The organism is Parabacteroides sp. AF19-14 (genome assembly GCF_003635485.1).
Lineage (GTDB): Bacteria > Bacteroidota > Bacteroidia > Bacteroidales > Tannerellaceae > Parabacteroides > Parabacteroides distasonis.
The window spans coordinates 1-20,645 of the sequence record NZ_QTMJ01000004.1; the positions used below are offsets into that span (position 1 = coordinate 1).

Below are 20,645 nucleotides of genomic sequence, written 5' to 3' on the forward strand. Positions count from 1 at the left end.
CGGTCAACCAGATCGGGGCGCACGCAGCCGGATGGAACGACCACAGTATCGGTATATGCTATGAGGGTGGACTCGACGAACAAGGCCGTCCGGCCGATACCCGGACCTATGCCCAGCGCTGTACCTTGATGGACTTGTTACGGCAATTAAAAAGGGACTATCCGGAGGCACGCATCCTTGGACATTATCAATTAAGCCCTTATATACACAAGGCTTGCCCCTGCTTTGACGCAAGGGAGGAGTATAGGGAGCTATAATCTACTGATGAAGATCGAGAAGCATTCTATTAATCGTATCCAAAAGAGGTGGAACATCCTCTTTACAGATACGAAAAATTTCTTCCGCATCCACCTCGAAGTAATGATGTACGATAACATCCCTGACTCCCATCACATTTTTCCAAGGTATCTCAGGGTAATTAGAGAGAAACTCTCGCTTAGTTATCTTATCCAAATTCTTTACGCTCTCGCCGACAGCCGATAATTTCATGCAAATGCTATCCAGCAAGATCACCCCCTCATTCGAGGAGAGGAAGTCATCCGCAAACCGTATCCTCTCGCTTCGCTGGATAATTTCCTCCAACGATTTTTTCAGCAATTCGAGTATATGATAAGCTATTAGTCGTTCAAACATAGATTCCTTCACTTAATATGCGATCCTTGAAAAAGGTATCCATTCTTTCCCGTAGACGGACAATGTCAACCGGACATCCCAAGAGCTCTTCCAAATCAGCCTTTATTCCAGACAACGCAAAGAAACCATGGAGATTTCCCTCCACGTAAACATCGATATCACTCTGCTCCGTGTTCTCGCCACGGGCGACAGAGCCAAATATCCCCATACGGGAAATGCCGTATTTGGAGGCATTCTCCGTCATATACTGACGCAGCAATCGTATATATTCGGCCTTTGTCTTCATAAGCGATGCTTTAATGAGCCAAATATAAGCTTTATTTGTCATCCTTACAAGAAAACCGCAGAAGAGCTATCAGAATTTCTTATCGGACGTTTCCTCCTTCTCCCGTTGTTCCCGGTTCCGGGAGATAAGCCTGTTAATCGACAGATGAAGAAGAGACCACAGGAAGAGGTTGAAAAGCAAGAGGTAGGTAACATTCATACGCTTGGCCAACAGCAAGTTCAACGCAATAAAGAAGACCGATACACACAGGATCGTCACCATCACCATGCGAACTCGCATGCCCGTACGCAACAACTTATGATGGAAATGGTTCTTGTCCGGTAAAAAAGGGTTCTTGTGCTCACGAAGACGGTGCAGGACTACACGGATCACGTCCAACAACGGTACCAACACCGTAGAGAAGGCGATCACCAGATAGGGATTCGAGCGATCCGGAGACGAGCCGTTCGACACGCATAGGTGGATGATCAAGAAACTGATCACGTAACCTAGTGTCAAACTACCAGCGTCGCCCATGAAGAGTTTATGGCCACGTTTTGCGTTGCCATAAACGTTGTAGCACCAAAAAGGCACCAAGACTCCAAGCGTACAGAGCGCTAGCAGGGCATAAATATACTGGCCTTGGGTGGAAAAGACCACGCTCAAGACAGACAAAGCGATGCAACACAGGCCGGAGGCCAAGCCGTCAATTCCATCGATCAGGTTGATGGCGTTCGTCACATAGACCACGGCGAAGACCGTGACCGGAACACCCAGCAACGCCGGGACAGTATAAATCCCGAACAGGCCACCCAACGAGTCGAACCAGTTGCCGGACAACACCAACAGAAGAGCCGACACCACCTGCACGACGAACTTGTAACGGTAACCCACCCCGACCAAATCGTCGCAAACCCCCACCAAGTAAAGCAGCGTCATGCCCACGAACAGGAAAAGATACTCATGGAGCATACCCAGCGAGAGACTCGACACATCGGACGACCACAGGTAAAGGCGAAAGCCCATCACCAAGGCCATAGACATCAGGATAACCGGAAAGAACGACAATCCGCCCAAACGGGGAACAGGGGTCGTATGTACCTTACGGGAGTCCGGAATATCATACAGGCGTTTCTTGTGGGAGATCACCAAGATCCTAGGGATGATAACCATGCCAAAAAACACGGAGGTCAAAAATCCGGACAGTAATAATAATGGTATTTGCATCACACTCATACGCTCTCACTTAATAAAGGCAATCCCTCCACCTCGCCGGCATGCCATTCACAGTAGTCCGCCAAGGGAAGCACGGGGACGGTCAATAGCTTGTAATCCGACTCGTCTCTTCTCAAGATATGTTTGCGGGCGTACGAACGGAGCGAGCGATCCGTAACGGACACCATCACGATCGGGAACGGGTAGGCGAACAGGCGCAACGGCATGGTCTCGCTATCCGGAAACGCACGATACAACTGATAGGCCGAACACTCGAACGCTACCCAGTAGGGACCCGTGCAATACAGGTGTATTGAGTTTTGGTTCGCACGCTCACGATCCATGATCTCTGTCAAATGCTCACGCAACAGGTTCATCAACCGGAGGCCGGAAGGAACCTCGCACGTCTCTCTCTCTTTTCTCATATCTTTCATTTATCGCTATGCGCAACTTTTACTTATCAACTGATCCCGTGTCCGAGCCAACGGTCGTAATCACGTAAACGACGTATCAACACGGACTTGCTCTTCTTGGGCGAGGCCTCCTCCATCCAAGGGTCAACCAACTCGTGCGCCATGCGCTGATAGAGGCTGCTGTCCGTACAGCTGTACAGCGTGACCAGCAACAAGGCACGGGATTGCGGCGCTTTTATCACGGGGAGCATGCTGCGCATCGTGGGGCGCAAACGATCGAACTCATCCGACTCGCCCAAAAGCTTATAGGCAGGAAGGAGCAAAGAGTAAAGCTTGCAACGGATCACGTCGGTCTCAGCACGGAGAGAGGCGTAGCCACGCAGGACCTCACGGGCCAGACAGGTATCCTCCTCCACTACGCTGCCGGACGAATGGTAACGCCCCAAGGCCCCGTGCAAGCCTTCCGACAGACGGTCGTTGTCCAAATGGGTATAGACGTGCTTGCCCCCCGTGTTCAGCTCGATCAACTCATACTCCCCAGCTCTCACCTCGAACAAGGGAACCCACATGCAATCGAGGATACGCACCATCACGTCCTTATGGCCACCGCCCGGCTGTACCACCACCTCCGCCTCCATGTCGGCAAACGGGCCGGAGGTGATACGCACACGGTCGCCTTTCAACAGGTGGCCGCTATCAGGCACGTACACCGGAAGCTCGTTGGAGTAAGACGCCGCGACCCAACGTAAGGTCTCCATCTCACGATCCGAGAGGTAGGGAAAGTAAGACTGTCCACCCGAGGAAACCCGGGGTAGGAAATTGTACAGGGGAAGCGTACGCTTCAGACTAAAGATCTCGTTCTCCGAGGCGTGGATGAACACGTAGTTGTACAGCAGGGGCCGTTTCGTGTTGACCATCTTGCCGCCCACCTTCCTCGCCTCGACATACGAGGGGGAGAAATACTCGAACAAGGCCTCCCCACGACGCTCGCGGCGGGAAAGCTCAGCGTCCAGTCCCTTCGAGGGGCTGATCTTGTCACGCCCGCCACCGGCGGTAGGAAGCGTGAGCACGTACCAGCGGACGACCTCTTGATCACGTCGCTTACGAACATGCGCCATGAACCTATCCGAGCACTTGCTTGTCAATATATCCATCTCTATGATTATCTTTTCTAGTGGTTATCCCATGGCCCGAAAACAGACCCCATGGCAATTCAGAGCCCTACCAAGAATCATTTATATCATCTTGATAAACAGCGTTTTATATTTTCAAATATGGCATTACTGAAAATTACCATCTCTCGAAATCTTAGGCTACTTGGAGAGTAGCGTAAAAAGGTAGGAGAATGGTTATTACCCGGTTGTAGAGACGGAGCGTGCTCCGTCTCCCACCGTCTGGGAGTAACTTTAAATACCATTTTGAAGGGATGAGACGGGGCACGCCCCATCTCTACAGGGATACACACAGGTTATGAGACATGGCGGAATGATACCGAAAACAAGGAGTCGTTTCGCCCGCATCACCGTGTCTATACGTCTAGGAAAAAATGGAAAAATCAAAGAATAGAGAGGGTCAAACACCAATAATGAACAAACAAGCGGATCTATTCGCTTGTTTTTAGCTATTTTTTATTACATTTGCGCCGTGAAAGAATACGCTACTCTCCAAGTAGCCTCACCCCGCTTGAGATTCATAATTATAGACACCGCCAAAGCAGGCGCTATTAACCTCCGTCATTTTCCCTAAAGAGAAACTCCTTAAATAAATTTGTGTTGTCTTGATAGATTTATGCCCCAATAGTTCGCTGATCATTTCAATCGGGACATTTTGTTCTTTTAATGTCATGGCAAAAGAATGGCGAATCGTATAAGAGGTGACATCCGAGGTAATTCCCGCAAATTCTTTCAACGCTTTTAAATTCCGGTTAAATCGAAATAGTGCCGCATTGTATTCGAGGTATTCCTCACGCCCCTCTCTGGTGCCACTCAGAAAGGGAAATAAATATCCGGAATCTCGCACTTTCTCTCCTGACAATTCCTTATACATTGTCTCGGCTGTCTCCAAGATCTCCAGTCTCATCGGTGTCCCGGTCTTCTGACGGTTGTAATCTAATATACCGTTTTTGATATTACCGGTCTTCAAGTGGGCAAAGTCAACGAAAGACATACCCCCAAACAGAAACATCAAGCAAAGCGCCAACTGTGTCTTTCTCTGCTTCCCATCCTCCACCGGGACTGTCATCAGACGGTGTAAATCCTCGATAGGCAAGGACTTCTTACGCTTACTTTCCACACCCGTAAAAATCCCCTTGAATAAAGTGGGAATAAATTCCGCCTTACCGTTCTCCACCGCTTTGTTATAGATACAACGCAAACGCCGCATATAAGTGGAAATCGTATTGCGCATACAGCCGTTCTCCAATAAATAAGCCTCGTACCGGCGAAGATTATCCTTATTAATAGCCGAGTAAGCTATACAGTCGGTTCCGCTATACCTTATAAAGGAGTTTAATGCGTCTTGATAACTCTTAGCCGAGGAATATCGCTTTTCTCGATTCAACTGGGCTATATACTCCCTCATACCTTCTACAAATCCTTTCTCATCCATATCCCTATTTTAAATACTGTTTTGTAAATGAATGAACAAATGTATTTAAAAAGAGATCCCCTTTACCCTATCTCACGAATGAGAATAGTAAAGGGGGAAGACTAAAGTTATTTCTTCAATTTTATCTCGATAACACCATTACGACCTTTCTCTCCAAATTTAGCGATCGCCTCGTTTCCTTTGTACACATTCATAGACGCAATATGATCGGGATTCAAATTGTCCATCCTCTCTTTAGATGATTCCACTCCATCGATGTAAACAATACCGGAGAAAGAGGATTTTACCTTTGATGCCTCCTTAACAGCCTTCTCATTGATATCTATGGCTTTCATGGCCTCCTCTATGGTTCGGTTGATCTCCGGTTGGATCTTCTCCATTTCGGCGGCAATAGTCTCATCTATCTTGGCTGCCTCTATCGCCGCTTGCACAGCCTTGTCGATCTCAACTTGGTGTTTCGCCATTTCCGCAGAAACGATCTCGTCGATATTCGCCGCTTTCACAGCCTCTTCGACCGCCTTGTCAATCTCCGGCTGGTATTTCTCCATCACGGCCGAGACCTTTTCCTGTATCGCTTGCATATCTTTTTCAGAAATGACCGAATCCCTTGCGAGGGTCTCAACCTCTACATTTGTTTTAGGCTCTTTTTTTTCCTGAACCGGAATAATTTCGCTAATTTTGACACTCGAAATCTTCTCCAATTCGTGAGAGATTTCCGGACGGGCAAAGGCTACCACCGTTAAGGCTGCCAACGGGAGTACATACAGATACTTCAACCGTGCCCATGGACTTGATTTTTGTTTTAACATCATAGCTATTCGCTTTTTAAGTGAACTGTGATTAAAGCTGTTGGCCATAGAAGTGAAGCGCTGTGCACCAACAGCTTTTTTGATTAATAATAATTGATATCTTTTTGCGTCGACGCCTTGATTTAATACGCTCTCGTCGGCCTCGTATTCATGGATATTTTGTAATTCCTGCCTCAACAACCAGACAGATGGGTTGAACCAATGGAACAGGATACAAATCTCGGAGATCAGCAGATCAATGGAATGACGGGCTTTTATATGCGCCATCTCATGCGTCATGATCTCTATCCCACTTTCCTCAAAATCCTTCCGGCTTATTACGATCGTTCGCATCCAACTGAACGGGACGACTGGTTGGTCCGTAAGAATCAGATGGATTCCGTCCACCAGCTTCGGTGTACCTTGTCTCATCAACCGAAACAAGGCATAAAATGAATATGCGAATTGACAAAGCGTTAATATCCCTCCGATTATATAGGCTATCACCATAACTCGTAACCATACAGGTTGGCTAGCGGATTCTGCCGACGTTCTCATGGAAACCGCCGCTAGCAAATTCTCCAAATCCATGACCGGACGCTGAATGGCCGTCGCTTCCTCCAAAGTAATCTCACAAAATGGGATGATAACCGAAAGCATGATCAAGCTTAATAAAGCGATCCGGTTGAAACGATGGAAGGTATCACGGCTCAACAATAGCTTATAAAACAGATAAAATATCGTCAAGCACACGGATGATTTAAGGATATATACAAAGAAGATTCCCATATTCGTTCTTATTTACGATTCCCTTGTTCTACATCATCTATTAGTTTTCGCAGATCATCCACAGAGATATCCTCTTCCTTGATCAGCGTAGAGACAACCCCCAGATAAGAATTATTGAAATACTTAGCGATCACATTTTTCAACGTACCGTTGCTATACTCCTTTTCTGTTAAGACCGCATAATATTGATAGCTATTCCCGAAATTCTTATGGGCGAGGAAACCTTTCTCCTCCAAGCCTCGGACAATCGTAGAAAGGGTATTGAAATGAGGTTTAGGCTCCTCGTAATATTCAAGTAGCTCCTTCACGAACAATGGGCCTTTCTGCCAGAACCAGCCCATGATTTCTTCTTCTTTCGCCGTAAGTCGTTTCATAACCTTATCTTGTTTGCGACAAAGTAACTAAAACTTTTAGTTACCAAACTAATTCGTATAGTTAATAAACTAAAAGAGATAGTTTATTCATTGATCCAATCAAAAAAGCCGCCCCAGGAATGTCCGGGACGGCCTTTATTATATCCAGATGTTTGAATGATTAGGCGACAGGAATCGTTCCGCCAATCAAGATCACAACCAATAAGGCCAAGATAGCGTATAACTCAGGGAATACGGCCATTACCATCGTAGCACCGAATACGTTGTGTCCGGCACCAACACCAGCGATACCATTCGCGCAAACTTGAGCTTGGCGGATTGAAGAGTAAAAACCAGCGAAACCTAACACTAAACCAGCGCCGAAAACAGCCGTAGCGGCCAACATGGAAATATCAGCGACCAAGAACTTCTGCATCATAAAGTAGCCCACGAATCCATACAAACCCTGTGAAGAAGGCAACGCACTTAAAGCGATGTACGTACCCAGAGCATCCGGATTTTTCTTCATCGCACCTACCACCGCATTACCTGCGATCGTAACACCATAACTACTGCCGATAAAAGTTAAACCTGTCATCAACGCAATACCTACATAAGCTAATAAAATTGGTTCCATAATAAAATGTGTTTTTAAATTATTCTTTTATTGTTTTATTTTCTCGTTTAATTGTTATGCTTTTCTGAATGGCTCATAAGCCTTACCTCCACCTTCGAACTCTGCGTTCTTGTAATATTCCACGAAGATCAAACGAAGCGGGTGTACCAAGGAGCTGATCGTACAAAGAGCGATATTGATGGAGTGACCCACTAACAAGATCAACAACATACAGATCGCACGTGCCACGATATTCATACCGTCTGTCATCGTAACCGCCAACGTATTAAATACGCCACCCAAGATGGAACCGGTCAGACCGATAGCGAACAAACGAATGTATGATAACGTATCCCCCAGCAATCCGGAGGCCATATTGTACGTGTTCCAAAGTCCGGTACCAAAGTTCAAGAATACGTTCTTGCCCGGTGTATTGTACAAATAAGCGACAACCAGACCCAAGATGGCGATTCCGTAACATACCATAACGACAGCGTTCGGCAAGTGAACGTTCAACATTGGAAGTCCGAACGCCAATGCCAAGGATATGATCACGAACACCCAAGCGAACGGAGCGATACTGTGTTTCGTTCCTTTCTGTATCTTGATCTTGTAAGCAGCGACACATTTACCGAATATGATCTGTACCAAACCGATGACAATAGAGAATGTCATCAAGTTGTCGCTATTCACAAAGTAGTTCTTGATCTTTGACAAAGCCGGGATATCCGCCAAGGCCACTCCGAAGAAAGATCCCGTACAAGTACCCACCAATAAGGCGGCGAAACCTAAATACTGGAACAAGGTCAAATAAGGCTTGAAATCCGGGTTCACCTTCTTCTTCAAGATCGTACAAGCGATCATGACCAGCAAACCGTATCCGCCATCGCCGAAACAAAGTCCGAAGAACAGCATAAAGAACGGGGCGAACAACGGGGTCGGATCAAGTTCACCGTAATTAGGCAAGGAGAACATCTTCGTGATAGGCTCGTACAGCTTACTGAATTTATTATTCCGTAACTTGATAGGCACCTTATCCCCATCCTCGATCTCTAATTGCTGGAAGAAATAACCTTGCTTATCCAGCTCGTGCTCCAAGGCCGGAGCGTTTTCCGTCGGCACCCAACCTTCCAACAGCATGAGCTTATCACCCGCTTGCCGGTCTGTCTGCACTAACGCATTAGAAAGATTAAACTCGTCCTGCAGGTTCTTATCGAATTCCTCCAACGTCTTATAATCCTCCACGGCACGATGTTTTAGCTCATCCTCCACATTCTGGATATCCTTGGTACGTTGATCCAGACGGGCACGCAACTTCGCCAATCCTTGAACCGGCATCTTCGGACGTTCAGCGTCTATATCGATCAAGGTACCTTCCTTGGTAATCGTGATAAAATACGTTACCGATTGGAAGTTATTGATCAGAATGGCGTTATACAGCACGCCCCATTCCGGCTCGTACTTAGCGGTAGGACAGGTAAAGAACGTAACATCGTATCCCGCTCTTTTCAGACGGTTGATATTCTGATAACTGAACTCACCCCATATTTCCATATAAGCCAGATCCTTCTCGATCGATTGCTTGGAAGCGATCAATTGCGCTTTCTTATCTTGCAATTCCTCTATCTTACGCACCAACTTCAAGCCTTCCTCTTTCGTCAACTCACGGGCCGGGGCAAACTTAACGTCTTTCTCCGCCGCATGGAGGTTCTTAAAGTAACGCATCAGCGTATTGATCTGTTTACGCTCAGCCAGAAGCTCTTGCAACCTCTCGTTATCCATCACGGAGTTTGTCTCCTTGATATGGACGACACCTAAGTCACGAAGCGTAGAAAGGAACGTATCATACTCCTTATGGTACACCATAAAGGCATATTTACTCATCTTTACTATCATACCTCGGCCTCCTCTTTTTCTTCTTTTGCCTTACGTTTCTCCTGATTGGCTCTCATGATCTTCTGTGAGGACTTAGAAAGACTCTCCTCGTCTTCCATAAACCGTTTCACCTTACGGATCGCATCCTTATAACCCGGAATCTGTACCTTCTCAAACAGGTTCACCTTCTGAGTGGTCTTTTTCCTAGCATGCTCCAACAACTCCAGCTTCATGCCCGAGAACTCCGCCTCGATACCGGTACGAGCCAGCTTTTTCAGCAACTCGATACCATCCGTATACCATGCGGGGGCATTAAAGAGACTATAGTGTCCGATCTCGAACTTGATCTCGTCCAATAACGGGACGATCACGCCGGCGATCTTCTTCGTGGAGAGCGTAACGTCCTTCACGGAGATCAGCTCCGGATTGAACTCGTTCCACAAAGCCACCATATTCTCGTAACTCTGAATCTCTCGTTCTAGCTGAAGTTCCAATTTATTCACTTCGTCCTTGGTCCGCTTCACCTCGATACGCAGGGCGCTCTCCTTGCTCTTGATCGTAGGCAGGGAGCGTTCACGCATCTTCAGTTGCTTTTCCAATTGCTGAAGAGAGGTTTTATTATATTGAAACTTTATTGCCATGTTTATTTAATTTACTTCCAGTACTTATCAACCAATCCTTGTTTGATATTTACCTCCTCCGGGCTGAAATATCTAGCGAACAATCCCCAAGCTACGTCCAGCATCTCTGTCGTATCCAAGTTTACGTCGATAGCCAACAGCTTAGAAGAATAATCCTTGGCGAAAGACAAGGTACGGTTGTCGTAGTCGGTCAAGTCGAAACCATTCTCCAGCTTGGTCTTAGCGTTGGCGGCATCGGCATACAAACGTACGGCGGCGTTCATTACCTGTGGATGATCCTCACGGGTCTTCTTTCCGGTTACCAGCTGTTTCAAACGAGACAAGCTTCGGAACGGATCGACGATGACCTTACCCACATCGCTATCACGACGCAAATACAACTGACCTTCCGTGATATAACCCGTATTATCAGGTACGGCATGCGTGATATCACCACCGGATAAGGTCGTTACGGCGATAATCGTGATAGAACCTCCCGCCGGGAATTGAACGGCTTTCTCGTAAATCTTCGCCAAATCCGAATACAAGGAACCCGGCATAGAGTCCTTAGACGGGATCTGGTCCATACGGTTTGATACGATCGCCAAGGCATCGGCGTAGTTGGTCATATCGGTAAGCAATACCAAGACCTTCTCATTCTTCTCCACGGCGAAATACTCAGCGGCGCTCAACGCCATATCCGGGATCAAGATACGCTCTACGGACGGGTCCTCGGTCGTGTTGATAAAACTAACGATACGGTCTAGGGCACCGGCGTTACTAAATGTATTCTTAAAGAACAGGTAGTCGTCGTTCGTCATACCCATACCTCCCAAGATAATCTTATCGGACTTCGCACGCAAGGCTACCATCGCCATAACTTGGTTGAAAGGCTGGTCGGGGTCGGCGAAGAACGGGATCTTCTGACCGGTTACCAAGGTATTATTCAAGTCGATACCGGCGATACCCGTAGCGATTAATTCAGAGGGTTGTTTACGACGTACCGGGTTCACGGACGGACCACCGATCTCGACCTCACGTCCCTCGGGGATCGGGCCGCCATCGATAGGCTCGCCATAAGCGTTGAAGAAACGTCCGGCTAACTGGTCACCTACTTTCAAGGAAGGGGCCTTCCCCATGAATACCACCTCGGCATTCGTACGGATACCTTCCGTTCCGGAGAATACCTGCAACGTCACCTCGTCACCGATAATCTTTACCACCTGAGCCAGCTTTCCGTCTACAGAGGCCAACTCATCATACCCAACTCCCGTTGCTTTCAGCGAACAGGTAGCTTTTGTAATCTGGGTAATCTTCGTATATATTTTTTGAAATGCTTTTGTTGCCATAACTCTTTTAATTTTCGATTCTCTCCTTCAAAAGTTCATCCAGTTCCGTATTAAACTTCTTGAATTGGTCACTCTCATATTCCGAATAGTTCATCTGCTTAAAGATGTTGATCATCTTCTTAAAGTAGTCCATAACCTCAAGGAAGTTATCAAACTTAAACTCTGAACGGCAAACATTCACGACTCTATCCAGCATGAATTCCTGACGTTGCAACGGAGTAACCGCATCAATGGCATCGAAAGCATCCTGTTGCAAGATCACGAAGTCGATCAACTCGGACTTCCAGAATGTAACGTGATACTCGACAGGCACACCATCATCACCCAAGATATTGATTTGCTCGGAGATCTCCTTACCACGCAACATACGGGTCTTGATCTCGTTTACTTTCTCGATCCATTCCGGGGAGATATGTTTAGCGATGTATTCCTGAAACTCCGGATACTCGATATACTTGGAATAACTCTCGATCGGGTTTACGGCCGGATAACGTTTACGGTCGGCACGCTCCTGCTCCAAGGCATAGAAACAACGGGCCACCTTCTTCGTATTCTCGGTCACCGGCTCCTTCAAGTTACCACCGGCTGGCGATACCGTACCGATGAAAGTGACGGAGCCTGTAGCGTTGTTATTCAAATGAACGAATCCCGCACGAGCGTAGAAGTTCGCCACGATAGCGGACAAGTCCATCGGGAAGGCATCCGGTCCGGGCAACTCCTCCAAACGGTTGGACATCTCACGCAAAGCCTGTGCCCAGCGGGAAGTAGAGTCGGCCATCAACAGAACCTTCAAGCCCATGCTGCGATAATACTCGGCGATGGTCATCGCCGTATATACGGATGCCTCACGAGCGGCTACCGGCATGTTGGATGTATTGGCGATAATGATCGTACGTTCCATCAATTTACGTCCCGTATGCGGGTCTACCAATTCCGGGAACTCCGTAAATACCTCCACTACTTCATTCGCACGCTCACCGCAGGCGGCGATAATCACGATATCCGCTTCCGCTTGTTTAGAGATAGCGTGCTGAAGCACCGTCTTGCCCGTACCGAACGGACCGGGGATAAATCCGGTACCACCCTCAACGATCGGGTTCACGGTATCGATCGTACGAACGCCCGTCTCCAGCAATTTGAATGGACGGGGCTTTTCCTTATAACAAGTGATAGCTTTCTTTACCGGCCATTTCTGGATCATCGTCACGTTTACGTCCGTGCCATTTTCGTCCGTAAGGATAGCCATCGTATCATTGATGGTATATTGTCCGGCTGGAACCACCGATTTCACAGTATAAGATCCCTCGAACTTAAAGGGGACCATAATCTTATGAGGTTGGAAATTCTCGTCCACCTCTCCCAGCCAATCACCGGCGCTCACGGTATCGCCCGCTTTAGCCAGAGGCTTGAAATCCCACTTCTTATCATTGTCCAACGCAAACGTATAATCGCCACGTTTCAAGAATACACCTTCCATCTTGTCCAAGTCATTCTGTAAACCGTCATAGTTGCGGGACAACATACCCGGACCCAGCGTAACTTCCAACATATGCCCTTGGAATTCAGCCTCGTCACCGACACGCATACCACGTGTGCTCTCAAATACTTGTACAAAGGCATTCTTACCTATCACCTTGATTACTTCCGACATCAGCTTCACGCCTCCGACAGAAATGTAACAGATCTCATTCTGAGAAACCGGACCATCCACCTCTACGGTTACTAGGTTGGATACGATTCCTTTTACAATTCCTTTCGTAGCCATAATTTATTTTATATTGTTTCTTTTAAATTCTTCCAACGCATTCTCACTACCCATCTTCATGGCGCCTACCAATTCACGGAAAGTCTTCTCGCCTCTCGCCTTATCCAAGGTTACCCAGCGCTCTATCATCTCCAATTTCAATAAATAAGCGAATACACTCTCTATGTCGAACGTCTTGAAGAAGGTATTATCGTCCAGCCATTTCCATTTCAAAAGATCGATTTTCTTCTCACGAACGATCAGATCGGTCTCTTCGGCGATGCGTTGTAACTCGGGCAAATATTCCACGGAATCGCCCAAGCCGAAATCACGGGCGTTCGACGTACGGATATTTTCCGCTATCTCATTATGCCCCACGATATAATTGGCCTTATCAAATCCATATTTACGGCAAGTGATCGCAGTAAGAACATTGTTGATATTCAAGTTAAGCTCGAACCAATCGGCCACGAACTTATTCCCACATTTCATGGCATATTCATAATATAACGCAGCCAAGCGGTCTTCCCATGATATATATTCTTTCTCACTTTTGGTGTCCTTAGCCTCTTCGGCTAGATACAGTTTAAAAAAGTCCACGAAATAAGGCGGGAGATTATCATTTTTGGGAATTTTTTCCTCATCCTTCAACGCTTTATATAAAGTATTGAACTCATCATACGTTATTCTTCCTCTTTGATCCGGATCGGAGTCCGGTCTTTTAGCGTGAGCCAGCAGATTTATATTATCATATTTCAAATAAAATAAATCAATCAGCTTTTTATCCTTAGAAGATAGCATTTCCTCTATTTCCGTCCGGAACTCACAGACCGAATAGGCTAGTTTACTATCATCCAACGCTATGTTAGGAAGTCCGGAGATTAAGTAGTAATACTTACTCATATCAGAACAGCATTTCTACTAATTGCGGACGCAAGAACTCTTTAAAGAACTCGATGAACTCGTCTTCGCCAAACGTCACTTTATAAGACCCATCCGCCGGGATAATAGAGAAAGACGCTTTCTTTCCGCTTACCTTCTCGATCTTATACCCTTTCTCTAGCAAGCCTTTGGCATTGGCCTCAAAATACGCCTTCAAGCCATCAGAATCAGAAGCTTGGATAGTCAAGAACTCATTAGCGGGCCAGCTTTTCACAAGCTCAAGGATCACTTTCTGCATATAGGCGGGATCCATCAACGCCGCTTTCACATTCGAACTAGCGATATCACCAGTGATAAGGTTTGTCACCTCGCTCTTTAACGCCTCGACAGACTGGGTGGCGAACAATTTCAATTCGGCTTCCGTATTCTTCTTCAACTCGGCAGCTTGTTTCTCGGCAGCCGCTACGATACGTTTCGCTTCCGCTTCCGCATCTTTAAGAATCGTATCCTTTTGAGCATTGGCCTCGGCGATTATACGCCCCGCTTCTTCGTTCCCCTTCTCTACACCTTCCTTGTAGATCTTGTCTGTTAGTTCCTGAATCTTTGTATCCATTTCCTATTATGTATTTGAATTGTATTTTTCAATAGTAAACGCCCACAAAGTTATTATTTTTCGCGGATTAACATCAAAATAAGTGTGAAATCAAACTAAAAAATAACACTAGTCAAGTAAAATTCTATTTACATTCGTCTATATTGTATTTTTGTTCGTCTATTTGTATCTTTGTGAGTCAAAATACAAAATTAACATGTTTACGATTAGAAAAGCAACTATTGATGATCGTTCTCTTATTCATGACCTTGCCTCACGCATTTGGGAGAACACGTATGGAAAGATACTTTCTAAAGAGCAATTGGATTATATGTTCGATATGATGTATGCTCCGGATAACATTCTTAAACAAATGGAAGAGTTACATCATCAATATTTTATTATATTGGCGGACGATATGCCGGCAGGCTATTTATCCATAGAGAAAACAGGTGAAAACACGTACAATTTTCAAAAGATCTATTCCCTACCGGAAATGCATGGCACAGGAATCGGGCGTTTTATCATCGAGCAAGGTATTAACTATTTGAAGGAGGTACATACCGGGCCTTTCACTATAGAATTATACGTAAACCGTTACAATCCCGCCATAGGCTTCTACAGACATATGGGATTACGGGAAATAGGCACACGGGACCATCATATAGGAAACGGCTATTTCATGAACGATTATATCATGAGCATGGAAGTGGAGAATAAATAGACAGTCATCCCCTATTCATATATTTATATATAGAATAGGGGATGATGATTGTCAACGGGTCTTCCCTCTTTTCGGATTACGAGGTTTCTCTAGGATTCGTACACTCCTAACTTTTACAGAGTAAATAACAGCGATCCTATCATTCTTCGGATTCTCAATCGCAAGTTGAGAGTTCCAGATTTTCTTTTCTTGTTTTTTATCCATAACGCTACAATTTAATAGTTCATATTTAATAAGTCAAACCTTGACTGTCTTTTTCTCTTTTCCTTCCGCTATCTCAACCAGATAAACCCCGGCGCAAATACAGATAATGGCGAACGTCTGTGTCCAACTGAAACGGTCTTGCCCGATCAATAGGGATGTAATCGTTGCCACGATCAAGATCAGATAGCCATAAATAGCCACCAACGTAGTTTTCAAATACTTCAATCCGATAGGAATCAACAGATAACTAATTACCGTAGGGAAAATAAGCACAAACATCAATACGGCAAAAGGCCACCAATGAAATGGCTCCGAGAATAAAGGAGCATGAAAGCCTTCTATCGGCAAAATCAATAGACTGGAGAAAGCGGCGCCCGTGAATGTATATCGAAGCATCGTCATCGTCCCTACTTTTTGTAAGATCCGCTGGCTTAATACCAGATACACGGCATAAAACACGGAGCTAGCCAGACATAGCATATTTCCATTAAAAGCGTCCGCCGCTAAATCGTCGCTTTGCTGGGTCAAGATGCAAACCAAGGCCCCGGATAAACCAATCAAGATACCGAGTATTTTCATCCAAGTAGCCTTTTCCTTATAAAAGAATACCATAATCAAAAATACCCAGATCGGTTGCAAGCTCGTGAAAATAGAACTCGAGACCGGCGTTGTCTTACTAAGCCCCACTAAATAAAGAAACATAAAACCATAGATACCGATAGCGCCTAGTAAAAATAGCCACACCTTATCTTTCGTCGTAGAAACCTCCGGTTTCATAAACCAGCCAATCACCCAAAACGCCACGGCCGCAAACACGCATCGGAAAGAAGCGCCCGTCAACGGGCTCATCCATAAGGGAAGCAAGTATTTCAAGGCGTTCATATTCAATCCACTGAAAGTTTTTGAGACCACCATGCTAATATTAGCTTCTGTTTTCTTATTTTTCACTGTCTATCGTTTTTTAGTTTTATATTCGTAAATCATATTTTACCGTTGAAAAGGAACGAGTCTCGTTTTACATAAGCCCAGATCGTTGCGACCAGCGCAATACAGAGATTAAAAATAAACGCGAATTGCTGGCTCTTGACATGGAGCATAGACTGGAAGAAATCGATAATAAACGGACAAAGTAATATCGCCAAATAATTCATCGCCATCACGAAAGCTAATGCCAATGTAACTTTCTCAGGAATGGCCGTACGAGTCGTTTTATCATAAGCAATTGGCTGGATAACACCATATCCGAAACCGATAAAAACACATCCCAATCCAATTAGCCATTCCGTACGAGATATCAAAATCAAGGCCATCCCTAAAGCGATCGCCAATAGACTGACAAATTTTGTCTTTTGCTTAAATAAATCAACGATCTGATTCAAGATAAAACCGGGAGCCATAATAGCCAAGAAAAACAATGAAATCATTAATCCGGAATTACCGCTTGTAAACTTATATTCCTTCATTAAAAACGGTAAGTTAAAGCTGACTATAATCACTAAATACGTAGCCAATCCATAAAAACACATGATTTGTACCAGATGCTTTATATCCACACCATATTTACCCGGAACCGTGACGGGATCTGCCGCAACAGGGGCTTTCACTTCTGATTTCGATACGATCGCCGGCTCATTCTCCATACTCCTTTTCAAGTATACGGAAAGTACGATGGAAATCAAGGGTAATAGATAAACGGCAAACGGTAAATGCCAATTCACCTCCGCCAGATATCCCGTTAAGATCGTGGCTAATACCAACGTTACATTTGTAATAGCAGAACTTAAACCAAATTGCTTCGTCCGGTATTTCCCGATAAAGAAACGAGAAATCAAACCGGTCGATAAGGGTACGATCAAGCCAGATCCGATTCCCATTAAGGCGCTCACCGCTATCAACTGCCACATCTTATTAGAGAGTAAGTATAGAATACCACTTAGGGCAAAGATCACCAAGCCTAATTGCAATAGACGTATCTCATTTACTTTCTCCGTTAATTTACCCGACAATATAATAAATGGAATTATCAATAACGATGGCAAAGAGGAAAGCATCTGAATATCCAGTTCCGTAGAATGAGGAAAAATAACGGAAAGTTTCCCTAATATCGGAGAAACCGCTAAACCCGGTAATGCATTTAAAGCGGAGATAGACCATATCCCTACCAGAGTTATAAGGGGAATTGTGCCCCGGCCTGTCTGTATTCTCATAAAGATTTAGTTTTACGTTTTTATCTAATCAAAACAAACATTTTATGTGAAAGTTCATCATTTTCGCTCTTTCCAAGAGGACTGGACTTGTATCGCTAATAAACCCCAAATAATGTAAATCCAAAAAACATTCCAATCCATAATCTGTTTTGGCATAAACGCTCAGTGGAAGCAGTATTCCATTGACTCAAATCATTTTATTAACAAAAAAACTAAAGAAAAATGAAAGACTCAAATTTCAGAAATGGCGATGCCAAAACAGCGATTTTTGGCTCAGAAGTGATGTTGACACCCTCTCCAGTAGATAAGATTCCTGATGGCCCTACAACCCCGGAGATCGCTTATCAAATGGTTAAAGACGAGACTTTCGCACAAACACAGCCTCGCTTGAACCTAGCTACATTCGTTACTACGTATATGGACGAGTACGCGACAAAATTGATGAACGAAGCTATCAACATCAACTATATTGACGAAACAGAGTATCCGAGAATCGCTGTTATGAACGCCAAATGTATTAATATCATGGCGAGTCTTTGGAATTCTCCCGAGCAAGAAAAATGGAAAACCGGAGCCTTGGCTATCGGTTCTTCAGAGGCTTGTATGCTAGGTGGTGTAGCCGCTTGGTTACGTTGGCGCAAAAAGAGACAAGCACAAGGTAAACCAACTGACAAGCCTAATTTCGTGATCTCTACTGGCTTCCAAGTCGTATGGGAGAAATTCGCCCAGCTATGGCAAATCGAAATGCGTGAAGTTCCCTTGACTTTAGACAAGACGACACTTGATCCGGAAGAAGCGCTTAAGATGTGTGACGAGAACACGATTTGTATCGTTCCTATCCAAGGTGTAACATGGACAGGACTGAACGATGACGTAGAAGCCTTGGACAAAGCGCTCGACGCATACAATGCCAAGACCGGTTATGATATACCTATCCACGTAGATGCCGCCAGCGGTGGTTTTATCCTTCCGTTCTTAAGCCCGGAGACAAAATGGGACTTCCGTTTGAAATGGGTTCTTTCTATCAGCACATCCGGACATAAATTCGGATTGGTTTACCCGGGATTGGGTTGGGTTGTTTGGAAAGACAAGAAATATTTGCCGGAAGAAATGGCATTCAGCGTAAACTATCTTGGAGCGAATATCACTCAGGTTGGTTTGAACTTCTCTCGTCCTGCCGCACAAATCCTCGGACAATACTATCAGTTTATTCGTCTCGGATTCGAGGGCTACAAACAAATCCAATATAACAGTATGGAAATCACGAAATACATCCACCAAGAAATCGGTAAGATGGCCCCATTCGTTAATTACAGCAACGAGGTTGTGAATCCATTGTTTATTTGGTACATGAAACCGGATTACGCTAAGAACGCCAAATGGACACTTTACGATTTGCAAGATAAATTGCAACAAAGCGGTTGGATGGTTCCAGCGTATACACTACCGAAGAAGCTGGATAACTACGTGGTTATGCGTGTCGTAGTTCGTCAAGGTTTCAGCCGTGATATGGCCGATATGTTATTAGGTGATATCAAGAACGCTGTAGAGGCATTGGAGAAACTTGAATATCCGACTCCTACTCGCATCGCTCAAGACAAGAACGTTCCGGTTAAGGGTAAGGTATTTACTCACACCGCAATGAGCAACGCTAAGAAATAAAAACAAAATTCATCAAGGCGTGCATGAAAGGACTATCAGTGTTTTCATACACGCCTTCTTTAATCCAATTCATATATGGACAAAAAAATAACGATCGCCCAAATAAAGGAAGTAGCTCAACAGGCTTACGATCTTTACAAGACAAATACGGATGGTAAGAATGCCGATTACATTCCTTATCTGGCGAATATCAATAAAAATCTATTCGGAATCAGTATTTGCCTTTTAAACGGACAAACCATCGAGGTGGGGGATTCCGAATATCGTTTCGGTATCGAATCCGTATCGAAAGTACACACCGCTATCTTGGTACTGCGCCAATACGGAGCGAAAGAATTATTGGAGAAAATTGGTGCCGACGCTACCGGATTGCCATTTAACTCCATCATCGCTATCCTATTGGAAAACGACCATCCTTCTACCCCATTGGTAAATGCCGGCGCTATCACGGCTTGTAGTATGGTGAAGCCTGTCGGTGATTCCAAACAGAAGTGGGATGCTATCGTAGCCAATATCACGGATTTATGCGGAAGCGCACCGCAGTTGATCGACGAACTCTACAAATCCGAGTCCGCAACGAACTTCAATAACCGCTCCATCGCTTGGTTGCTAAAGAATTACAATCGCATTTATGACGATCCGGATATGTCTTTGGATCTGTATACCCGCCAATGTTCTTTGGGTATCACGGCTAAGCAACTATCTGTCGCTGCCGCTACGGTCGCAAATTTAGGTCTTAATCCTGTGACAAAGAAACAAGTATTCGATGCAGAGTTATCTCCGAAGATCACTTCCATGATCTCTACCGTAGGTTTTTATGAACACACCGGTGATTGGTTGTACACTTCCGGTATTCCCGCAAAAACTGGTGTAGGCGGTGGTGTCATGGGTGTACTTCCCGGACAATTCGGTATTTCCGCATTCGCTCCTCCTATTGACCAAGCTGGTAACTCTGTAAAGGCACAGCTTGCTATTAAGTATGTAATGAATAAACTCGGATTGAACGTGTTCAACGGTCACCGTGTGACGATCGTTGACTAATAGACAGAATCAGTTTAAACGAGAAGTAGTATAGAAAAAGTGTTTCATTACGATGGGCTGTTATAC

At 45.2% G+C, this 20,645-nt stretch carries 22 protein-coding genes; 4 read left to right on the forward strand and 18 right to left on the reverse strand.

The window, feature by feature from the left end; translation table 11 throughout:
* Positions 1-257: N-acetylmuramoyl-L-alanine amidase (locus DWX33_RS04955; RefSeq protein WP_199713262.1), on the forward strand; the 257-nt coding region annotated here is incomplete at its 5' end.
* A gap of 1 nt (position 258) precedes the next feature.
* On the opposite strand, the gene DWX33_RS04960 is transcribed toward DWX33_RS04955, so the two are convergent.
* From DWX33_RS04960 to DWX33_RS05030, 15 genes are all read right to left on the reverse strand, one after another.
* Positions 259-633 (reverse strand): DUF86 domain-containing protein, encoded by a 375-nt coding sequence (locus tag DWX33_RS04960; protein ID WP_044546756.1) that lies wholly within the window; start codon positions 631-633, stop codon positions 259-261.
* Positions 626-919 carry a nucleotidyltransferase family protein gene (locus DWX33_RS04965; protein WP_121962974.1) on the reverse strand — a complete coding sequence of 98 codons (294 nt, stop codon included), beginning with the start codon at positions 917-919 and terminating at the stop codon, positions 626-628. The genes DWX33_RS04960 and DWX33_RS04965 overlap by 8 nt, the downstream gene beginning before the upstream one ends.
* Positions 920-988: 69 nt before the next feature.
* Positions 989-2,125 (reverse strand): MraY family glycosyltransferase, encoded by a 1,137-nt coding sequence (locus tag DWX33_RS04970; protein ID WP_122380044.1) that lies wholly within the window; start codon positions 2,123-2,125, stop codon positions 989-991.
* 5 nt (positions 2,126-2,130) lie between these two features.
* A complete protein-coding gene (locus DWX33_RS04975) occupies positions 2,131-2,538 on the reverse strand; it encodes a hypothetical protein (protein ID WP_122379943.1) in 408 nt (135 codons plus the stop codon).
* Between the two features lie 35 nt (positions 2,539-2,573).
* On the reverse strand, positions 2,574-3,680 hold the full coding sequence (locus tag DWX33_RS04980; protein ID WP_122379944.1) for a transcription termination/antitermination protein NusG: 1,107 nt from the start codon (positions 3,678-3,680) through the stop codon (positions 2,574-2,576).
* Between the two features lie 520 nt (positions 3,681-4,200).
* Positions 4,201-5,133, reverse strand: a complete 933-nt coding sequence (locus DWX33_RS04985; protein ID WP_005857356.1) for a site-specific integrase — start codon at positions 5,131-5,133, stop codon at positions 4,201-4,203.
* 107 nt (positions 5,134-5,240) lie between these two features.
* Positions 5,241-6,710 (reverse strand): M56 family metallopeptidase, encoded by a 1,470-nt coding sequence (locus tag DWX33_RS04990; protein WP_057326509.1) that lies wholly within the window; start codon positions 6,708-6,710, stop codon positions 5,241-5,243.
* An 8-nt stretch (positions 6,711-6,718) separates the two neighbouring features.
* On the reverse strand, positions 6,719-7,084 hold the full coding sequence (locus DWX33_RS04995) for a BlaI/MecI/CopY family transcriptional regulator (RefSeq protein WP_005857360.1): 366 nt from the start codon (positions 7,082-7,084) through the stop codon (positions 6,719-6,721).
* A gap of 160 nt (positions 7,085-7,244) precedes the next feature.
* The gene (locus DWX33_RS05000) at positions 7,245-7,700 is read right to left on the reverse strand and encodes a hypothetical protein (RefSeq protein ID WP_005857362.1); all 456 of its coding nucleotides are present in this window, start codon (positions 7,698-7,700) and stop codon (positions 7,245-7,247) included.
* 54 nt (positions 7,701-7,754) lie between these two features.
* Entirely contained in the window at positions 7,755-9,575 is a 1,821-nt protein-coding gene (locus DWX33_RS05005) for a V-type ATP synthase subunit I (protein WP_005857364.1), read from the reverse strand.
* Positions 9,572-10,195 carry a V-type ATP synthase subunit D gene (locus DWX33_RS05010; protein WP_005857366.1) on the reverse strand — a complete coding sequence of 208 codons (624 nt, stop codon included), beginning with the start codon at positions 10,193-10,195 and terminating at the stop codon, positions 9,572-9,574. Before DWX33_RS05010 ends, DWX33_RS05005 begins: the two co-directional genes overlap by 4 nt.
* A gap of 11 nt (positions 10,196-10,206) precedes the next feature.
* Positions 10,207-11,523 carry a V-type ATP synthase subunit B gene (locus DWX33_RS05015; protein ID WP_005857368.1) on the reverse strand — a complete coding sequence of 439 codons (1,317 nt, stop codon included), beginning with the start codon at positions 11,521-11,523 and terminating at the stop codon, positions 10,207-10,209.
* 7 nt (positions 11,524-11,530) lie between these two features.
* Positions 11,531-13,288 carry a V-type ATP synthase subunit A gene (locus DWX33_RS05020; RefSeq protein ID WP_057326508.1) on the reverse strand — a complete coding sequence of 586 codons (1,758 nt, stop codon included), beginning with the start codon at positions 13,286-13,288 and terminating at the stop codon, positions 11,531-11,533.
* Positions 13,289-13,291: 3 nt separating this feature from the next.
* Entirely contained in the window at positions 13,292-14,170 is an 879-nt protein-coding gene (locus DWX33_RS05025; protein ID WP_057326507.1) for a DUF2764 domain-containing protein, read from the reverse strand.
* 1 nt (position 14,171) lies between these two features.
* Positions 14,172-14,762: a hypothetical protein gene (locus tag DWX33_RS05030; RefSeq protein ID WP_005857375.1), complete on the reverse strand. Its 591-nt coding sequence runs from the start codon at positions 14,760-14,762 to the stop codon at positions 14,172-14,174.
* 196 nt (positions 14,763-14,958) lie between these two features.
* On the opposite strand from DWX33_RS05030, the gene DWX33_RS05035 reads away from it, so the two are divergent.
* Positions 14,959-15,465: a GNAT family N-acetyltransferase gene (locus DWX33_RS05035; protein WP_005862768.1), complete on the forward strand. Its 507-nt coding sequence runs from the start codon at positions 14,959-14,961 to the stop codon at positions 15,463-15,465.
* A 51-nt stretch (positions 15,466-15,516) separates the two neighbouring features.
* On the opposite strand, the gene DWX33_RS22485 is transcribed toward DWX33_RS05035, so the two are convergent.
* Genes DWX33_RS22485 through DWX33_RS05045 form a run of 3 tightly spaced genes read right to left on the reverse strand, consistent with a single transcriptional unit; the run spans position 15,517 to position 17,876 of the window.
* On the reverse strand, positions 15,517-15,669 hold the full coding sequence (locus DWX33_RS22485; protein ID WP_199713264.1) for a hypothetical protein: 153 nt from the start codon (positions 15,667-15,669) through the stop codon (positions 15,517-15,519).
* 33 nt (positions 15,670-15,702) lie between these two features.
* Positions 15,703-16,617 carry a DMT family transporter gene (locus DWX33_RS05040; protein ID WP_005857381.1) on the reverse strand — a complete coding sequence of 305 codons (915 nt, stop codon included), beginning with the start codon at positions 16,615-16,617 and terminating at the stop codon, positions 15,703-15,705.
* 32 nt (positions 16,618-16,649) lie between these two features.
* Positions 16,650-17,876 (reverse strand): MFS transporter, encoded by a 1,227-nt coding sequence (locus DWX33_RS05045; RefSeq protein WP_122379945.1) that lies wholly within the window; start codon positions 17,874-17,876, stop codon positions 16,650-16,652.
* Positions 17,877-18,098: 222 nt separating this feature from the next.
* On the opposite strand from DWX33_RS05045, the gene DWX33_RS05050 reads away from it, so the two are divergent.
* Both DWX33_RS05050 and glsA read left to right on the forward strand, forming a co-directional pair.
* The gene (locus DWX33_RS05050) at positions 18,099-19,538 is read left to right on the forward strand and encodes a glutamate decarboxylase (RefSeq protein ID WP_005857385.1); all 1,440 of its coding nucleotides are present in this window, start codon (positions 18,099-18,101) and stop codon (positions 19,536-19,538) included.
* Between the two features lie 75 nt (positions 19,539-19,613).
* Positions 19,614-20,579 carry a glutaminase A gene (gene glsA, locus DWX33_RS05055; protein WP_005857387.1) on the forward strand — a complete coding sequence of 322 codons (966 nt, stop codon included), beginning with the start codon at positions 19,614-19,616 and terminating at the stop codon, positions 20,577-20,579.
* Positions 20,580-20,645 lie beyond the last annotated feature (66 nt).